This window comes from Psychrobacter sp. CoH-33_TS_01, assembly GCF_058189395.1.
Genome location: NZ_JBVGQI010000008.1, coordinates 143,430 through 162,561 on the forward strand (window position 1 = coordinate 143,430; position 19,132 = coordinate 162,561).

Consider the following 19,132-nt stretch of genomic DNA (forward strand, 5'->3'; position numbering starts at 1 on the left):
TTGATCCCTATAAACGATTACCTAAAGACGAAATAAAAGGATAAAGCTATGAGCCAATTAAAGGCGGTGATTACTCGACTGAGTCCTAGCAGTCGTCAATGCCTGCAGCAGGCGGCTAGATACTGTATCGATTTGGGACATAAGGAAGTCGATATCGTCCATCTCCTCCATGAGTTGGTGACTACTTCGCATAATGATGTCGTACAAATTCTCAAAACCAATAAAATCGCTAGTCAATCCGTTATAGAGGCGCTTGAGACAGCCCTAATGCAGAAGAACCAAGGGGCAGGCGAGACGCCCGTGTTTAGTCAGCAGCTAATAGCGCTTTTAGAAGATGCCTGGCAAGTCGCGAGCAGCCAACAGGGATGCAAAGGGGGTCAGGTTGAGATTCGTTCCGGTCATATACTATTAGTCTTGCTGACTTATGAGCGATATCAGGTGCGGTTGGCCGAGCTGCCCGATGAGCTGCAATATATTGATCGAATGGCGCTCAAAGATGACTATGAGCGTCAATGTAAAGGCAGTACTGAAGCCAGTGCCAGTACTATTAACAGTAGCCCTAAGCCTACTCAGAGAGAGGACGGTAGCCTAGATAAAGCGGACAGCGCCACAGTCGAGGAAGCTAAAGGCGTAGCAGCTACTCCAGCTCTCGATAAATATACCTATAATCTCACAAAAAAAGCCGACTCGGGTCAAATCGATCCCGTCATCGGTCGCGAGTTTGAAATTCATCAGTTGGTCGATATTTTAATCCGGCGCCGGCAGAATAACCCCATTTTGACGGGGGAGGCGGGCGTAGGTAAAACTGCTGTGGTCGAAGGCCTAGCACAGAAAATCGTAGACGGCAGTGTCCCCGATCAGCTAAAAGACGTGGCTATTTGCAGCTTGGACTTAGGCTTACTGCAAGCTGGCGCTAGTGTCAAAGGCGAGTTTGAAAACCGCCTAAAGCAAGTCATCGAAGAGGTTCAGTCTTCACCTAGCCCTATCATTTTATTCATCGATGAAGCCCATACGATGATTGGTGCTGGGGGGCAGGCCGGGCAGAATGATGCGGCTAACCTACTTAAGCCGGCACTAGCTCGCGGTGAGTTGCGAACTATTGCAGCCACCACTTGGTCAGAATACAAAAAATACTTTGAAAAAGATGCCGCATTATCTCGAAGGTTTCAAGTCGTCAAGGTGGAAGAGCCTGACATCGATACGGCGGTAGCAATGATTCGTGGCCTTAGCCAAAAGATGCAAGATCACTTTGACATTACTATTGAGGATGATGCCCTGCGCGCGGCCGTCGAGCTATCAGCACGGTATATCAGTGATCGTCAGCTCCCGGACAAAGCGGTCAGTGTATTGGACACTGCGGCGGCTCGAGTGAGTCTATCTAAGACGGCTACCCCAAACCCATTGGATATGCTGAACGCCCTCGACAGTCAGCTTCAACTACATCTGCACAATTTAACTCAACAACTTGAGCGAGTCGGCGGGGCAGATGACAAAGACAAGCTCAGCCAACAGATCGCTTTACTCGATGATCAGCGCCAACAGAATCAACAGAAAATCACGGATATGACGACTCAATGGCAAACGCAGCGGTCTTTGAGTGCTGAGTTAGATAGTTTAAATGCGGCGCTTATAGGGGAGCTTGAAGTTGGTGATCGCCTTGATAGGCAAGCAGCGTATCAAACGTTGGAGCAGGCGCTTAAAGAAGCCCAGACCTCTTGTCGTTTGGTACATCCTGTCCTAGATCAACTGGTGATTAAACAAATTATCTCGGACTGGACTGGGATTCCCTTGACGGATATGGCGGGGGATGAAAAAAACCATATTCTCACCCTAGCAGATACCCTGCAGCAGCGGGTCATAGGTCAGGACCATGCCATCGAGGCTATCGTCAAACGCATTCATACTGCCAAAGCACGCTTGGATGATCCCAATCGACCGCAAGGGGTGTTTATGCTAGTAGGGCCTAGCGGCGTCGGCAAGACTGAGACAGCGCTGGCTTTATCTGAGGTGCTGTATGGGGGTGAGCGTAACCTAATTACCATCAATCTGTCGGAGTGCCAAGAGGCGCACAGTGTCGCCTCGCTAAAAGGCTCACCTCCGGGTTATGTTGGCTACGGGGAAGGCGGGGTACTAACTGAAGCTATCAGACGTCGGCCTTATAGTGTCCTGCTGCTTGATGAAGTCGAGAAGGCACATCCAGATGTCTTAGACTTGTTTTATCAAGTCTTTGATAAGGGGGTGATGGAAGACAGTGAGGGGCGAGTGATTGACTTTAAGAACACTTTGATATTACTCACTAGTAATGTGGGCTCTTCAGTCATCATGCAACACTGTATTAATACCGACCTGGAAAACTCTACCTTTACCTTACCTGGTAGTCAGGCCTTAAAACAGCTGATCAATCCGCAGTTGTATAAAGTCTTTAAACCCGCATTTTTGGGTCGACTCACCGTGATTCCTTATTATCCACTTACTGATGAGGCCTTGGCCGAAATCATTCGCCTCAAACTCGATAAAATCAGCCTGCGGCTACAACAAAATTATGAGGTGCCTTGTCATATTGATGCTGAGGTGATCGAACTGATTTTATCTCGCTGCCACGAAGTGGACTCGGGAGCGCGTAATGCGGACGCCATCATTAGTCATACGTTACTACCCCAACTGGCTGCCAAGCTGTTGGCTCATGATCATCATGAAAGCGTCTTGACGAGCGTTACGGTATTCGTCGATGACAACGATCAGTTTGCTTACCGATTGGCGATAGAGGATATCGTACCTTTGAGCCAACTCGTTCATCAAAGTGAAAGGGAACAGGACGATCTTGTCATCGAGAATTCAGAGAAGGTAGCGGCTGGTAACCAGCAAGATAATCATTTGGAAAGTACTGCTAATCAGGGTGATAAGGCTCCGTCCGCTCCATCTAGCGATCTGCCACTGTCTCAGGACGAGGAGATAGCGCCATGAGCACCTCCCATCAGCAGTCAGCTCCTGAGTTTCCCTCTATAGAGACCCTCGTCGCTCCTATTACCGACAGTCGCCATGGGGTAGGAGAAGACCTTACCTTTGATCAAAGGCTCGATGCTATAGTCGCTGCCCGCCAAGCTGATGACCCGCTATTGGCTCAAGGCAATTGGGTCACTGAGCTAAAAGTTGCGGATTGGGACTTTGTGAAATCCCAATGTGCCGACTTATTGAGGCATACCAGCAAGGATTTAAAGCTAGCCCTTTGGTATACGGATGCTCTCAGTCACACGGATCATTTGGCAGGTATCAACTATGGTCTGTCATTATTACTGGCCTTGCATGAAGAGTATTGGCTCACCATGTATCCGCCACTTGATGGTGAAGAAGACAGTATGGATATCCGAGCAGGATTATATTCATGGTTTGTCAAAGCGCTCACAGAAGACCTCAAACAATTGCCTCTATCCGACCCTTCAGAGGGAGGCTCGGGGCTCTATAACTATAATCACTACCTGACAGCCCGGGATCATGACAAGCAACGTCTGCAAAATCCAGACAGTGATATCAAAGGCCAACTTAACCTCAATGACTATTACCACGCTATTAAACATAGTGACCGGGCTTGGCAGCAGACGCTGATACGTGAGCTAGGTGTTATCAGCTCACAATGGCACGCGCTCACTGATCAGCTTAATGACTTGATGGGAATGGATGCGCCAGTATTTGCGCCGGTGACAGACTTAATAGCTGCCATGATTCTGCATATAAAACCTCTGCTCCCCCAACATTTGGCAGAAGAGACTAGCGACGAGGACGCAATGGCTAATGACAATGAAGACGGAGCAGGTCAAGAGCATGATGACAGTCAGACGAGTGGCCCCTCAACTCATTCTCAGCCAATGGTTCAATCAATTAAGCCTACTAACTTTAATCCGCAAAGCCGTGACCATCGAGCCAATCGCCAGCAAGCCCTCAAGCTGTTAAGCCAAATACAAGACTACTTTGCCAGTAATGAGCCGCATAGCCCGGTAACTTATCTATTAGGACGGGCGATTGAGTGGGCTGACATGCCGCTAGATCAGTGGTTGACTCATGTCATCAAAAATGAAGAGCAGCTAACCGCTCTTACTGACATCATCGGCATCAAACCTGCAGAAGAGAGCTATTAACCGCTTATTGAATCCCTAATTAAGGAGTGTGACATGGCATGGACCCAATCGTACCGGCATCTTCAGCTCACTTGTGAGCATCCCGATATTGCTAGTAGCCTTATCAGCCAAGCTGAGCTCTGTGAAAGTCTGCTTGGCGCAGCGCTACCGGCAACGGTGTGGGATGCGGCTGCACTATTGCCCGCTCCTAATGACTATCCTAATCCCTATCATCAAGGTCAGAGCCGGGATAGAGGGGCTCATGATTTCGAGCAGTCTTTTAGAGACCAGCAGTTGGCGCTGTATTGTGGCTTTCGCTACAGCATCACGCTAATGAATGACCAAGCGGATCTAGCTGTTGAGGGCTGGATAGGGCAGGGTGTTGCACTGCACTGGGGGACCGGCGACTTGATGATGCCCACACAAACCCGCCATGGCATCATTACTGAAGTAACGGCACTGGGTAGCAATCAAGGTATGGCGGCATATCGAGTCATTTGTGAGCCGGGCTTAGCACAGCTGAGATTGGCCAGTCATAATCGCCGCCATCATCATTTAAGCCTGGCTGAGCTAATTGAAAAAATAATTAGCCCTTATGAGCTAGACATCGAAATCGATGATCAACTTAAAGACTGTCACATCCAGCATAGTGTCCAATACAATCAGACCGATCTGTCCTACCTACAATATCATTTGGCACTATTTGGCATTACGGGTTACTACCGTCATGAAGTCGATGGTCATACTCTCGTACTCGTCCCCCATGATGCTGAAGTACTGAGAGCAGATGCGGCTGACATTCATAGTATTCTCAGTCAAAATCCTGCCAACCTTGCCGATCGCCAAGACCGAGTGACTAGTATAAAACCCAAGCTTCGCCATCATCTTGGCCAGTCGCAACTGTCTCGCTATGACAATAGATTAATGGGCCAATATTCAGGCTCACATAGCAGTGACCAGCCGCTGAAATATCCTAGCGAGCATGCAAGGTTTCTACGCAGTCAGACTCGAATGGACGATGAGATGCTTACCGAGTTGGCGAGCCGCTATCAATATCTTCAAGAGCAGTATGCCCATATGGGAATGCTGCAAGGGAACATACGTCACCTGACCCTGCCCAGTGCGCATCTGGTTGAGGGCAATCCTTTTATCACGGAGCCTATCAGTCTGGCTGCTATCCATCACCGTATTAATAACCACTTGCCTATCGACTGGTTGGGCAAAGCTCAGTTTGATCCCATCACCCTGCAGCCGAAGCCAATGGCTAAAGAGGATGCAAACACTCAAGATCAAGAAGTTCATGAAATCACCGCCCTATATTTGCCATTCCCGCATCATCATCATATACCCTTTGCTACACAATTAGCGCAACTTGGCCAGCCACATCCCAGTCTCACTGGACTGATGAGTGCGAGTATTATCGACACGGATAGCCAGGCTGTCACGACAGACCGTAATCACCGAGCGCATATCCACTATCACTGGCAAAATGATGACAATGAAGCTAGCGATGACACCGCACATTGGGTCCCTATCGCTAGTCACCTAGTCGCCGATCATATGGGTCAGACCCATCCACTGCGTCATGGTCAGCACGTGTTAGTCGACTTTATCGGTGGTGATATCGCCCATCCGGTCATTGTAGGCAGTACCCATAATGGGGTCGGTAATTCTGATGCCCAACATAACAGCATAGCCAGTGACTCCGATGCCATCGATGCCACCAGTCCGGTTTGGTTTATCAATCAAAGCCATGCCCATCCTATCGACGGCATCAAAACCCAAAGTATCGACTCAAGTCGGACGGGCGATGCCAATAAGGACAGCCTGGTCAATGGCTACAACCAAATTGTATTTGACCAACATCCTGATAGCCCGCAGATCAACCTCTATAGCAGCAGTCACCAGAGCAATCTCACTCTAGGTCTACTGTACCAGCATACTGACCATTAACGCGGCCAAGCGCGAGGTCGTGGTATAAGTTTAGAGACACAAGCGGCAGGGACGCTGCAAGGGGCCAAAGGCATCCACATTAGCAGTCGCAACCATAACCAAAGCGACTCGCATATGAGTCATGATAGCCACAGCAAGCTGCAAACCGCTGATCAACATCTTCAAGCGTATCAAATGCTGGCCGAGACTCATCAACCTGTGGGGCTGGTGGAAACCACTAGCAACTCAAATAATAAAGGCTCAGGGCAATCAGGAGAGCAACAGACACCGTTTGCCAAAGTCAGCCAAGATACTAATTACAGTGTGCTCAGCGAATCCGGTCAATGGCAACAGCCGCATGTGCTTATCGACTCACAACGTCATCTTGCAATTATGACGGGTCAACATAGTCAACATACCAGCACTCAAAATACGCACTCGCATGCTACAGACGATACTCACCACCACAGTCAGACGCAGATGAACCAGCTGGCATCGGGTGACATTCACTACTACTCAAATAAATCACAAACTCATACCGCTACCCATGGCGATATGACGTTGCAGGCACATCAAAGCGAGATGCGTCTAGACAGTGAGCAGACGCTACGCATCCATAGCCGAGACAGTATCGAGATCATCGCGCCCGATACACTGACGTTAAAAGCAGCGGGCAGTGGCATTGAGATGACTGGGGGCAATGTGACCTTTATCACGCCGAGTCAAGCGGGTTATAAGGCCAGTAAGCTGGATTGGGGGAGTGGGAGTGGGTTGAGTTTGCCAATAATTCATTTACCCAAAGCAAAGTTGGCTGAAAGTCTTGATTATTATTTGCGATATATTGCATATGATCAGGACGATAATCCGATTGCACATGCTAAGTGCTTATTATTTAAGCCAGATGGGACGACTGAAATTCATACCACTGACTACGAGGGTAAGTTAAAGCTCATCGTTGATGAAGAGCCGCAGAACTATGAGCTCCATGTCATAGTACAGCAAGATGCTGAAGCTGAAGCTGAGTCTGAGTCTGAGTCTAATAAAGGGGCTTAATAGAGATGGCAACTAAATATACAGGTTTAAACCTTGCTGTATCAGACAAAGTAGATATCAATAAATTTAGATACGACCTTGTTATCACTTATGCTAGTGGAGAAGCAACTTATCAAAGAACAACTGGCTCAAAGCAAAAGGTAAGATTGGCGGAGAATAAAAGTTTTAACAATCAAGGGCTAACTCATGAATATAAGCTACCGTTACGTAAAATTGACGAAATTACTTATTATATTAAGCTGAATGGGACGGTAGTAATCAAGGTGACAGCTAAGCCTTATAGTCATAAAGGATCACATAGCAAATACAAACTGAAAACAACACCCGCATCATCAATGAAGGACTCAAATACTATTAAAGAAGTCCTTGTTGATCGTACAGAGGTGGCGTGGCATCTAGTGAAAATAGAAGAAACGTTAGATAGCTTTCTTAATAGAATCTATAAATATACCCCTAGCATTAGAGAAGAAAATATATTCCGTAAAAACAATCCCCATTTGATAGGTGATCCTGTATTACGCTTACAACCAGGTGATATTGTAATTCTTGCTAATACAAACAAAGAAAATAATGAGTTAAGAGAAGCAAAAAAGCAGGCGAAAATTGCTAAAGATAAAATTGAGGCTTTGAAAAAAGACAGAGAGTTCGATGCTGAGATACTGGCCTACAACGCTGATATCCTGCATGATATTTTATTAAATGCTGAATATGTTGCCATTACAAATAGTCCTGTAAAGAGTGCTGATAAGCCGTCTGAAGATATAAATCATGCCGCCATAGCTGCTGGTACGTCACAGGGTATAGTTACCTTTTTAGAGGCAAGTAATAAAGAAGTAGCTAAGGCTTATAAAGCAATTATTGAAGCTATGGAGTTTGAAAAAACTGCGGGGAAATCCGGAACAGCAACTAAGTATGCTAATCCTAAGCATTTTTCTAAATTTAAAAGAAAGTATGCTCATCTATTTAAAAAATATGATAATGCTTTTTCCCAGAGTTTCTTTAAAGTGGAATCAGGTGCAATAACGAATAATTTAAGACGGCAATTAAATAATAGTGCTTATGCTCGACCTACAAATTATAAAGGTGGTATTAAAGCTTACGTAAAGAACTTTGATAATATGGGTAAAATAACTAGAGCGACCAAAGTTGGTGGGAATGTATTGATTGCTGTGAGTGTGGCAGATGCAACTATCAATGTTAGTAATGCTTACAAGACTGGAGACAGTGATCATACGCAAAAAACTATTATAAAAGAGACTTTAAAGCTTGAGGGGAGTTTAGCAGGAGGTGCTGGCGGGGCGAAAATTGGAGCAGTTGCAGGAGGAGTAGCTGTTGCAGCATTTGGGATAGGAACGGGTGGGATGGGCTTTGTGTTAATTGGAGCATGTGCAGTAATTGGTGGGGCAGCAGGTGGGTACTTTGGAGGCGAAGCTGGTGTTTGGGCTGCTAATATAATAAACGAATAATGAGATAGAATAATGATAACTAAAGAGACCATAGAATGGATAGGTGTAACTATTTTCATAGGAGGAATAGTTATTTGGATGATATCTCATCAGATTGTTATTAATCATACACAAAAAAACTTAAAACCCATATGTCGTGATTTATACGGTGATGAAAATTACTATACAGGTAAGCTTGATCTGTATGAAATTATATATATTGAAGGGCTTGCTGTGGCCTTGTTTCTTATTTACCACTTTGTGTATAAGAAACTTAATAGATTTACGATTCTTAAAAAATACGAAAATAATGATGTGATTTTTCCAAATCTTAGTCCAAAGAAAGCCTTAGCTGTTATTGAAAAACATTATAAATGGTTAGTATTATGCACCGTATCAATGTTTTTAAGTTTTTTATGGATTTTAGGTACGGGCCTCTGTATGTGGCTAGCAAAAAATTTAGCATAATATTTTTCAATAGTTACAAAAACCCCTTCAAATCCAAGATAGTTGTTCATCGAGAAGCCTAATATTAAAAAAAGCGAGCCCTAAGAAAATAGAGCTCGCTTTGTCGTATAAGCAGGGTCATAAAACTAAGATAAGAAAGCAACCTATCAGGCTACCTTTCAATTTAGAGCTTATTCAGCGGCAATAACCGTCACTTCAACCAACAGGTCAGGGTGAGCAAGCGCCGACTCACCACAAGCGCGGGCAGGCGGCAACGTATCAGAAAACCACTCGTCCCACACCGCATTCATCGCAGCAAAGTCATCCATGCTCTTTAACCAAACAGTAGCAGAGAGGATTTTTGACTTATCACTGCCGACTTCTTCTAGTAGCGCTTTGACTTTATTCAAACAAGTCAAGGTTTGTGCTGAGATATCTTCTTCAACATTACCCACTTGTCCAGATAGATAAATCGTCTGATTATGGATGACGATTTGGCTCATTCTTGCGTTACTTTTAAATTTTTGCATAGTTAAGCTGCCTTTATTTTGGTTTATTGGTCTTTAATTTGATTAATATTCAAGTCTATTGATCGCCAAAGCGTTTGCTGCTGAACGGCTCTAAATCGATAAGAGGCTCTTGGCCATGCATCAGCTGCTGTACGACACGACCGGTGACTGGACCTAAGGTAAAGCCTTGGAAACTATGACCAAAAGCAAACCATAAATGGTCATGCTTATCTGCTGCACCGATGACTGGCTTCATATCGGGCATACAGGGACGTGAGCCACACCAAGCCTCTGACTCGACTGCGTTTTCTAAAGGTAAGACTTTTTTCACATGTTTCATAACGGAAGTCAGCTGACCGAAGTTCTTCGACGCATCCATCAAGGTCATTTCTGCCCCAGTAGTGATACGAATGCCTTGCTGCATGGGGCCCATCGCAAAACCGATATCCATATCAATCATACTGTGATTGATCATGTTCTTTTGCGTCACTTCAAAATGCTGATGGTAGCCGCGCATTGGGAATAAGGGGATTTTATAGCCCAAGGGTTCAATCAAATCAGAAGACCAAGGGCCCGCAGCTACAACCAAGTCATCACTATAGTAATCGCCATCGTCTGTCGTGACTTTCCAGCCGCCCTCAAAGGGCTCAATAGCTATCACACTGTGCTCAGCGATAGCACCACCCTTGGCCTCGAAGTCTTTAGCATAAGCTTTCACGAGCTCACCTGGGTTGGTCACCTGCCAAGAGTTTAACCAGTGAATACCGCCAACATAGTCTTTGAAATCAACGTTGGGCTCCATCTCTTGCAATTCTGCAACCGTTAAGACTTTATGGGTGACGCCTTGCTCAACCGCTTCGCCTGCTAATTTCACCGCGTTATTGAACTTATCTTCAGAACGGTGCAGCTCAATCCAGCCTACGCGACGAATCAGATGTTCAGCGTCAGCAGCAGTAATCATCTCTTGATGCTCGCTAGTGCAATGCTCAATCAGGGTTTGCCACTCGCGGTCAATTTTGCTGACCTCGGCAGGAGACGAGTGCTGCCAGTATTTCAATAAAGCCTGGCGATAGCGTAATACAGCAGGCCAACGATAGCGAATATCGGTGCTGTGATTGGGGAGGACACGAATCAGTTCAACGAGTTGGCGTGGGAAGGGACGAGTATGGATAGCTTCACGTTGGATTAGTCCTGCGTTACCGTAAGAGGTCTCAGAACCAGGCGGACGTTTATCTAACATTAGAACTTGAGTGCCGTTGTTCTGTAAGTGCCAAGCAATAGAAGTGCCGACCATGCCTGCACCAATGACAATGACTTGATAACGCATAAAAAGTCCTTTTAATTATGGATAAAGTAAGCAATATGGACCGGCCATATCATCGCTAATGGAATAGAAATATAAGAGTAAAACGGTTTTATACCATCAATACTATGCCGACCAGCCTTAACATAATTAGGGCTGGGTCTGCTGCGTGCATTGACGGGCTAAGGCTTTGTTTACTGGGCTGTACTCACGTATAAGTAGAGCTCGGTTAAGCGATACATAGAGCGTGCAAATCAATAGGACTAAGAAAATAGCCGCTATGATTTATAGGGCTTAATTTACCACAATTACTAGGTCTGATAATAGCCCAAATAACATAATAGTTTTTATTATAATAACTTTAAGTTATATAAGACTGGCGCGGTCAATACCAATAGTGATTGGTAAGGGTAAGCCACTATATAATAGCTAAAAAATTAATAACTACCGATACAAAACATAGCCATGAAATTAATGTGCAGCCATCGATAAGATTGAATTTTTAGGAGAGTTTTTTCGGATAAGGATTGTAAGACATTTAGTCTCACTAATCATATAAATAAGCAGAATAAAAAATACTATTGTGAATTTATCGCCTTTTATTCTGTAGAAATCACCGTTTGTCTAGAGAATTTGACTATAAACATAAGTTAACCTACTGTTATGACTGCAATTTAAAGACGTAATATTCATCAAACCGAACGATTGTTTAATTTTACTAAAGGCTTGTTAATAATTTCAATTTAAACTAAAAACAGATTAGAAATGACTAAAAAAATAGTACTAAGTCTATAGGAGCTGAATATTTTTGGTATTCAAGAAGTGCAATCTATCGCTCTGTATTTTGCTAGCAGCTCCATATAAATAATTATAACGATTTAAATAATGAGTAACTCATGCGGTTTGCTGTCTTAGAGGTGAATAGCTTCTAAGCAATAGATTTTATGGTTTATAAATGCAGTTTTCGGAGTTAAACGATGACAGTTCAGTTCAATGTAACTAATGTGACTTTGGTAATGATGGCAATTACTTTAACGGGTTGCCAGGTAATAACCCCTCAGCCTTCCTCTACTATAGACGGGGCGCGCCAAGTGAACCAAGTGGCATGGACCAAGTCCGGAGCTGCATTTGACTCGGCCAATCAAGAGCCGCTGCCTAACCATCAAAGTCGAGTTATTATTGTGCGTAAGCAGGATAATGATCCGCTAGAGACCAGTGCCAATATCGCTATTGATGGTCGCTTTCACACCAGTCTGCAACCTGGCCACTATTCAGAGGCCATTGTATGTGCGGGCCAGCATGAAATCAGTGCGCAATTAACTGGCCAAAAGACTAACTTACTGCCTGCAGTGACTCAGCAGCATGCCTTAGAGAATCAAAGTACACATTTCTTCGCCGTTGATGTCTCCGACACTACGCAAGAGCCTACTCTTCGTTCTATAAGCTTGGATGATGCTGAGCTTTTATTAGCCAATAGCACCCGCCAAACCCATCAGATTGATCGCGTAGTTACTAGCTGTGTGAATGAGCAGCCAGCCGCGGCAGCCTCTAGTATTCCAGCAACTGTTCTTACTCCTGCGTTACCACAAACCCCTGCCAATATTGATGACACCGTCACCGTTAACATGCCTATCGCATTGGATGTCTTATTCGATTTTGACAGTAGCCGTATCCAACCAACTTATTATCCACGCTTGAGCAATATAGCGCAGTTTATAACTGCTAATGCTAACACCACAGTAGTTATAGAAGGTCATACGGACAGTAAAGGTCCCGCCAGTTATAACCTCAAACTTTCTACAGCTCGCGCTAATGCCGTTAAGACCTATTTAATGCAGCAATACAGCATTGATCCCCAGCGTCTGACGACTACCGGCTATGGCGAAAGCCAACCGGTCGCTAGCAATGACACAGTGCAAGGCCGGCAGAGTAACCGGCGCGTCGTTGCCACTATTAGCCAAAACTAACTTCTTATTGAACTGCGAACCCCTACAGTGAGTCTGATGAACGTGACCTACTGACTGCAGGGAGGTTCGTGCACCTATATTTATTTAAAAAAGCTGTTTACCACACTTTAATTTATCAAAATCTTGTATCTAAACTCAATTATCTTACTAATTTATCAAGGAATTTATATGTCTACTATTATCGTTAAAGTTAATAATCAAGTTAAAACTGTCGCTGAGCATACGGTCGTCACTAAAGATGGCCAGCCTACAGTCATTAAAGCCATTAACAAGGTGAACTATGAGCTTTTTGATGAATCAATCGGCCGTGCGCCCACGCATATTATTACTAAGCGTGTCGCTAATGATTTGCATATTTCTTTTGAAGATGAAGGCGAGGCGTCTGACTTAATTATCGAAGGCTTTTATGGAGATACCGAGAGTGCACTGATTGGTATCGCTGAAGATGGCAGCTATTACTACTACATTCCTGATACTGGTGAAGTCGCCGATTATGTCACTGAGCTGGTCGCAGGCGATATCGAAGGGCAAGCTTTGGGCGGTAATTCTCAAGCCTTGCCATGGTGGGTAGGAGCTTCGCAAGAGTCTGGTTTTAATGCCTTACCTTGGTTGGCAGGACTAGCGGGAGTGGGTTTAATTGGCGCCGCTTTAGGTGGTAGCAGTAATAAAGATAACAATGACAGCCCGCAAGCGCCGGACAATAAAGCTCCTGAAGCTCCAGTATTTGAAGTGACTAATAATGGTACGCAAATTATTGGTACGGCAAAGCCGAGCTCAACCGTAAACATCGATGTGAATGGTGACGGTAAGTCTGACTATACTGTGAAGGCCGATGACAATGGTAAATTCGTCGTAGATATTAGCGATAAGCCATTGAAGAATGGTGAAACAGTCACAGGTACGGTTACTGATGCTCAAGGCAATACCAGTAAGCCGACAGAGGTTGTGGCTAAAGATACAACGGTACCAAAAGAACCTACGATTGAAGTAGGCAAGGATGGCACGGTTAACGTAACGCCAGCAGACGATGACACTTCTAACTTAACCGTTGATTTCACTGATAAAAACGGCAATGCACAAAAAATAGAAACTACCAAAAACCCAGAGACTGGCAAATGGTCACCAGTGGGCGAATTGCCTGCAGGCGTCACAGTTAATCCAGATACGGGCGCAGTTACAATTCCTGCTGGCCAAGTAGACGGCAGTAAAGACATTACAGCTACCGCTAAAGATCCGGCCGGTAATGGCTCTAACATCGTCGAAGGTGGCGATAAAACAGACCCAAAAAACCCTACTATTGATGTGAATAATGATGGCTCTATCAGTGTAACTCCTGCCGATGACGATACGTCTGATTTAACCGTTGACTATACGGATAATAATGGCAAGGCACAGAAAGTTGAAGTTACTAAAGATCCTGTATCCGGAGAATGGTCTCCAGTGGGCGAGCTGCCTGCCGGCGTCACTGTAAATCCGGAAACGGGCGCAGTCACTATTCCTGCTGGCCAGGTGGATGGCAGTAAAGATATAACGGCGACAGCAAAAGACCCGGCTAGTAATAGCTCTATGGTTACCGAAAATGGAGATAATACAGACCCACAAGCCCCTGCTATAGAAGTAGGTAAAGATGGCTCAGTCAGTGTCACTCCAGCGGACGATAAAGATACAACTGACCTAACGGTTGACTATACCGATAAAGATGGCAACGCACAGAAAGTTGAAATTACTAAGGATCCTGTAACTAACGAATGGTCACCTGTGGGCAAATTGCCTGCAGGCGTGACCGTTGATCCAACCACGGGTAAAGTCACGATTCCAGCAGAAAACGTCGATACCCGCGAAGACGTGACCGCGACCGCAAAAGATGCAGCGGGTAACGATGCTACAGCCAATCAAAATGGCGATAAAACGGATCCAAAAACCCCAACGATTGATAAAGGCGATGATGGCTCTGTCGTCGTCACTCCAGCAGATGACAAAACGTCAGATTTAACCGTCGACTATACCGATAAAGAGGGTAATGAGCAGAAAGTAGAAGTGACTAAAGACCCAGAAACGGGTAAATGGGAAGTTGTAGGCGAATTGCCACCTGGTGTCACAGTGGATACTAATACTGGTGCAGTAACCATTCCAGGCAATCAAATAGACAACCGTGAAGATGTCTCTGCGACTGTTACAACCCCTGCGGGCAACGAATCGACAGCTACTGAAGGCGGTGACAAAACGGATCCACAAAAACCGACTATCGAAACGGGTGATGATGGTGCGGTAAGTATCAAGCCTGCCGATGATGATACGTCTGATTTGACAGTCGAATACACGGATAAAGATGGCAATAAACAAACCATTGAAACGACTAAAGATGCCGAGACTGGCAAGTGGTCAGCAATAGGTGACTTACCTACAGGCGTGACTGTCAATCCTGCTACGGGTGAAGTGATTATTCCTACCGGACACGTTGATGGTCGAGAAGACATCAAAGCGACGGCAAAAGACTCTGCAGGAAACACAGCTAAAGTCACCGAAAATGGGGATAAGACGGATCCTGCCAATCCTACGATTACTGCTGGTGATGACGGCTCTGTAACCGTAACGCCAGCGGCTGATGATACTTCAGATCTCACAGTAGATTACACCGACGCTCAGGGCAAACCACAACAAGTCGAAGCTACCAAAGACCCAGTGACCGGTAAATGGTCGCCAGTGGGCAAATTGCCTGCAGGTGTCAGCGTTAATCCAGAGACTGGCGAAGTCATTATTGCTGCAGGTCAAGTCGATCGTATGAAAGACTTGACGGCTACTGCAAAAGACCCTGCCGGTAATGATGCGACAGCTAACTTAGAAGCTACTATTGATAATACGGATCCAGAAAAACCAACTATTGACGTGGGTAATGATGGTTCAGTCAGTGTCACTCCTGCCGATGATGATACATCTGGCTTGACGGTTGATTACACCGATAAAGATGGCAAGGCACAAAAGGTTGAGACGACTAAAGATCCTGTCACAGACAAGTGGTCGTCAGTAGGTAAATTGCCTGCCGGTGTGACTGTTGATCCAACGACAGGTGAAGTCACTATTGCTGCAGAGCAAGTAGATGGTCGTGAAGATGTGCAAGCAACGGCGAAAGATCCAGCGGGTAATACCGCTACTGTCACAGAAGGTGGTGATAATACAGATCCTGAGCAGCCTATCATTGTAGTGGGTAAAGATGGCTCGGTCAGCGTTACTCCTGCTGATGATGACACGGCTGACTTGACCGTTAATTACACCGATAAAGACGGCAAGGCACAAAAAGTTGAGACGACTAAAGATCCTGTCACAGATAAGTGGTCACCAGTGGGTGAGTTGCCAGCGGGTGTGACTGTTGATCCGACTACAGGTGAAGTTGCCATTGATGCAGAGCAAGTCGATGGTCGTGAAGATGTGAAGGCCTCTGCCAAAGACGCTGCGGGTAACGAAGCTATTGTCACTGAAAATGGTGACAATACCGACCCAGAAAGCCCAGTGATCGAAGCTGATAACAGTGGTGTCATTAGCGTAAAACCAGCAGAAGATGATACTTCAGACTTAACCGTTGACTACACCGATAAAGACGGTAATGAGCAAAAGGTTGAAACGACTAAAGACCCAGAAACAGGTAAATGGTCTCCTGTCACTGAATTGCCAGAAGGTGTGACGGTAAATCCTGAAACCGGAGAGGTGACTCTACCGAAGGATCAAGTAGATACGCGTGAAGATATCATCGCAAACTCTAAAGACCCTGCGGGCAACAATGCTACTGCAGTCCAAGGTGGTGATAAAACGGATCCAGCCAATCCGCTAATCGACACGGCTAAAGATGGCACAATTAGTGTGATGCCTGCTGATAAGGATACTGCTGATTTAACAGTGAGTTATGTTGATAAAAATGGCACTACTCAAAATATCGTTACTACTAAAGATGCTGAAACCGGTAAATGGTCACCAGTAGGTACTTTACCTACAGGCGTAACGGTTGATGCGGCTACAGGTACAATAAAGCTTCCTGCCGCCCAAGTGGATGGTCGTGAAGATGTGACAGCTACTGCCAAAGACCCAGCGGGCAACCAAGCCACTGCCACAGCAAATGGTGACACTACGGATCCTGCAGCCCCAGCAGTCACCGCGGATAAAGAAGGTTCAATCACTGTAAAACCTGCAAAAGATGATACGGCTGACCTGACTGTCGATTATATTGACGAGCAAGGAAAACCGCAGCAGATTGAAGCGACTAAGGACCCAGTTACGGATAAATGGTCACCAGTAGGTAAATTACCTACTGGCGTGACCGTTGATGCTACTACTGGTGAGATAAAAATTCCTGCGGAGTTAGTCGATACTAGTAAAGATGTCATTGCTACCGCTAAAGATGCGGCAGGAAATGATGCTACTACTACGCAAAATGGCGACACAACTGCTCCTGATGCACCAGCGATGACAGTCAGTAAAGACGGCAAGCAAATCAGTGGTACTACAGAACCTAATGCTAAAGTAAGTATTGATACTAATGGTGATGGTAAGCCGGATTATACTGTGACTGCTGATGCTAATGGTAAGTTCGTCGTAGATACTAGCGCGAAGCCTTTAGTTGACGGTGAAAAAGTTACAGCGACGGCAACAGATAAGGCCGGTAACACAAGTCAGCCGACGACCGTAATAGCGACAGATTCAACAGCACCTGATGCTCCGAAATTGCAAGTCAATACGGACGGCACGCAACTGACGGGTAAGGCTGAGCCTAACTCAAAGGTCACTATTGATACCAATGGCGATGGCAAACCTGACTATACGGTGATTGCGGACGCTAATGGTAAGTTCGTGGTGAACACTAGCGCAAACCCATTAGTAAACGGTGAAATCATTACCGCTACTGCGACAGATAATTCGGGTAATGTGAGTGCGCCAACTAAAGTTAATGCTAATAATAAGAATGATCTAACTGTCGACGTTGCCGAAGATGGTAGTAGCGTGGTTGTTTCTAAAGGTACTCCAGGCGCTGAAGTAGAAATCACTGCAGCAGATGGTACTGTGATTGGTAAAGGTACAGTAGGTGCTGATGGTAGCGTCAAAATCACCCTTGCTCCTGCGCAAACCAATGGTGGCGAGATTACTGCTACTACTAATGATGGTGAGCAAGCTGAAGTAGTTGCTCCCGATACTACAGCTCCTAACAAGCCAGTTGTTGAGATCAATGAAGACGGTACGTCAGTGACTGTAACGGGTGAAGAGGGTGCTACGGTAACCATCACTACGCCAAACGGTCCGATCACTGGCACTATTAAAGACGGCACATTTACCGCCGCGCTTACACCTGCCTTGACCAATGGTGAAGAAGTCAGTGCCACCTTAACGGATGCTGCTAACAACACCTCATCGCCAGGTAAAGATAACGCTGTAGACAGCACTGCGCCTAACAAGCCGGTTGTTGAGATTAATGACGACGGTACGTCAGTCACTGTGACCGGTGAAGAGGGTGCTACGGTGACCATCACCACACCAAACGGTCCGATCACTGGCACTATTAAAGACGGCACATTTACCGCTGCGCTTACTCCTGCCTTGACCAATGGTGAAGAAGTCAGTGCCACCTTAACGGATGCTGATAACAACACCTCAGCGCCAGGTAAAGACAATGCTGTAGACACTACAGCCCCAAGTGCGCCAACAGATATCACTGTTGGTAATGGCGATAACTTCATCACAGCAGATGAGATCGATGCTGAAGGCAATATCGATGTGGTTGTTGGACTGCCAACAGATGCTAAAGCTGGCGACACCGTTGTTGTTAATGGCGTTGAGCAAAAGCTAACGGCAGAGGACATCACTGCAGGTGAAGCCACGGTTAAGATTCCAGCGCCAGCTGAAGGTGTGTCACTTGATGTGACCGCAACTATTAAAGACCCTGCGGGCAACGAATCACCAGAGCTAACTGAGACTGTAGGTAGTACCGACACCACAGCCCCAAGTGCGCCAACAGATATCACTGTTGGTAATGGCGATGCCTTTATTAACGCTGATGAGATTGATGCAGACGGTAACGTTGACGTGGTGGTTGGTTTACCAGCTGATGCAGTAGCGGGTGACACGGTTGTTGTGAATGATGAAGAGCAAGTTCTAACTGAAGATGACATCACTGCCGGTAATGTGACCGTTAAGGTTCCAGCCCCAGCAGAGGGTGAGTCACTTGATGTGAACGCTACTATTAAAGATCCTGCGGGTAATTCAAGCAACCCGATTTTTGGTAGTGCCGAAGTGGATGCTGTTGAAGGCGCTATCACGGCCATCGTTACACCAAACGATACTGATGACACGGTAGCAGTTACCGGTACCACAACCGATGTGG

At 45.8% G+C, this 19,132-nt stretch carries 10 protein-coding genes and 1 pseudogene; 9 read left to right on the top strand and 2 right to left on the bottom strand.

All coding sequences use genetic code 11. From position 1 onward, the window contains the following. The first annotated feature begins 48 nt into the window (after nucleotides 1–48). The 7 genes and pseudogenes from tssH (at nucleotide 49) to ACZ2XM_RS12520 (ending at nucleotide 9,010) form a co-directional block, all read left to right on the top strand. Nucleotides 49–2,964 carry a type VI secretion system ATPase TssH gene (gene tssH, locus ACZ2XM_RS12490; protein WP_490588978.1) on the top strand — a complete coding sequence of 972 codons (2,916 nt, stop codon included), beginning with the start codon at nucleotides 49–51 and terminating at the stop codon, nucleotides 2,962–2,964. After that, nucleotides 2,961–4,133 (top strand): type VI secretion system protein TssA, encoded by a 1,173-nt coding sequence (tssA, locus tag ACZ2XM_RS12495; protein ID WP_490588977.1) that lies wholly within the window; start codon nucleotides 2,961–2,963, stop codon nucleotides 4,131–4,133. Before tssH ends, tssA begins: the two co-directional genes overlap by 4 nt. 33 nt (nucleotides 4,134–4,166) lie before the next feature. Then, nucleotides 4,167–6,065, top strand: a complete 1,899-nt coding sequence (locus tag ACZ2XM_RS12500; protein WP_490588976.1) for a contractile injection system protein, VgrG/Pvc8 family — start codon at nucleotides 4,167–4,169, stop codon at nucleotides 6,063–6,065. A gap of 12 nt (nucleotides 6,066–6,077) precedes the next feature. Next, nucleotides 6,078–6,239: pseudogene (locus ACZ2XM_RS12505) on the top strand (type VI secretion system Vgr family protein); the annotation flags it as partial. Further along, nucleotides 6,240–7,097 carry a DUF2345 domain-containing protein gene (locus tag ACZ2XM_RS12510; protein ID WP_490589079.1) on the top strand — a complete coding sequence of 286 codons (858 nt, stop codon included), beginning with the start codon at nucleotides 6,240–6,242 and terminating at the stop codon, nucleotides 7,095–7,097. Between the two features lie 5 nt (nucleotides 7,098–7,102). After that, nucleotides 7,103–8,563, top strand: a complete 1,461-nt coding sequence (locus ACZ2XM_RS12515; RefSeq protein ID WP_490588975.1) for a hypothetical protein — start codon at nucleotides 7,103–7,105, stop codon at nucleotides 8,561–8,563. Between the two features lie 12 nt (nucleotides 8,564–8,575). Then, nucleotides 8,576–9,010: a hypothetical protein gene (locus ACZ2XM_RS12520; protein ID WP_490588974.1), complete on the top strand. Its 435-nt coding sequence runs from the start codon at nucleotides 8,576–8,578 to the stop codon at nucleotides 9,008–9,010. Nucleotides 9,011–9,180: 170 nt separating this feature from the next. Here the strand turns inward: ACZ2XM_RS12520 and ACZ2XM_RS12525 are convergent, their stop codons facing one another. Both ACZ2XM_RS12525 and ACZ2XM_RS12530 read right to left on the bottom strand, forming a co-directional pair. Continuing rightward, nucleotides 9,181–9,519: a RidA family protein gene (locus tag ACZ2XM_RS12525; RefSeq protein ID WP_490588973.1), complete on the bottom strand. Its 339-nt coding sequence runs from the start codon at nucleotides 9,517–9,519 to the stop codon at nucleotides 9,181–9,183. Between the two features lie 55 nt (nucleotides 9,520–9,574). After that, nucleotides 9,575–10,825: an NAD(P)/FAD-dependent oxidoreductase gene (locus ACZ2XM_RS12530; protein WP_490588972.1), complete on the bottom strand. Its 1,251-nt coding sequence runs from the start codon at nucleotides 10,823–10,825 to the stop codon at nucleotides 9,575–9,577. A 953-nt stretch (nucleotides 10,826–11,778) separates the two neighbouring features. On the opposite strand from ACZ2XM_RS12530, the gene ACZ2XM_RS12535 reads away from it, so the two are divergent. Both ACZ2XM_RS12535 and ACZ2XM_RS12540 read left to right on the top strand, forming a co-directional pair. After that, entirely contained in the window at nucleotides 11,779–12,768 is a 990-nt protein-coding gene (locus tag ACZ2XM_RS12535; RefSeq protein WP_490588971.1) for an OmpA family protein, read from the top strand. A gap of 168 nt (nucleotides 12,769–12,936) precedes the next feature. Beyond that, nucleotides 12,937–19,132 (top strand): Ig-like domain-containing protein (locus ACZ2XM_RS12540; RefSeq protein WP_490619002.1); only part of this gene is annotated, 6,196 nt, incomplete at its 3' end.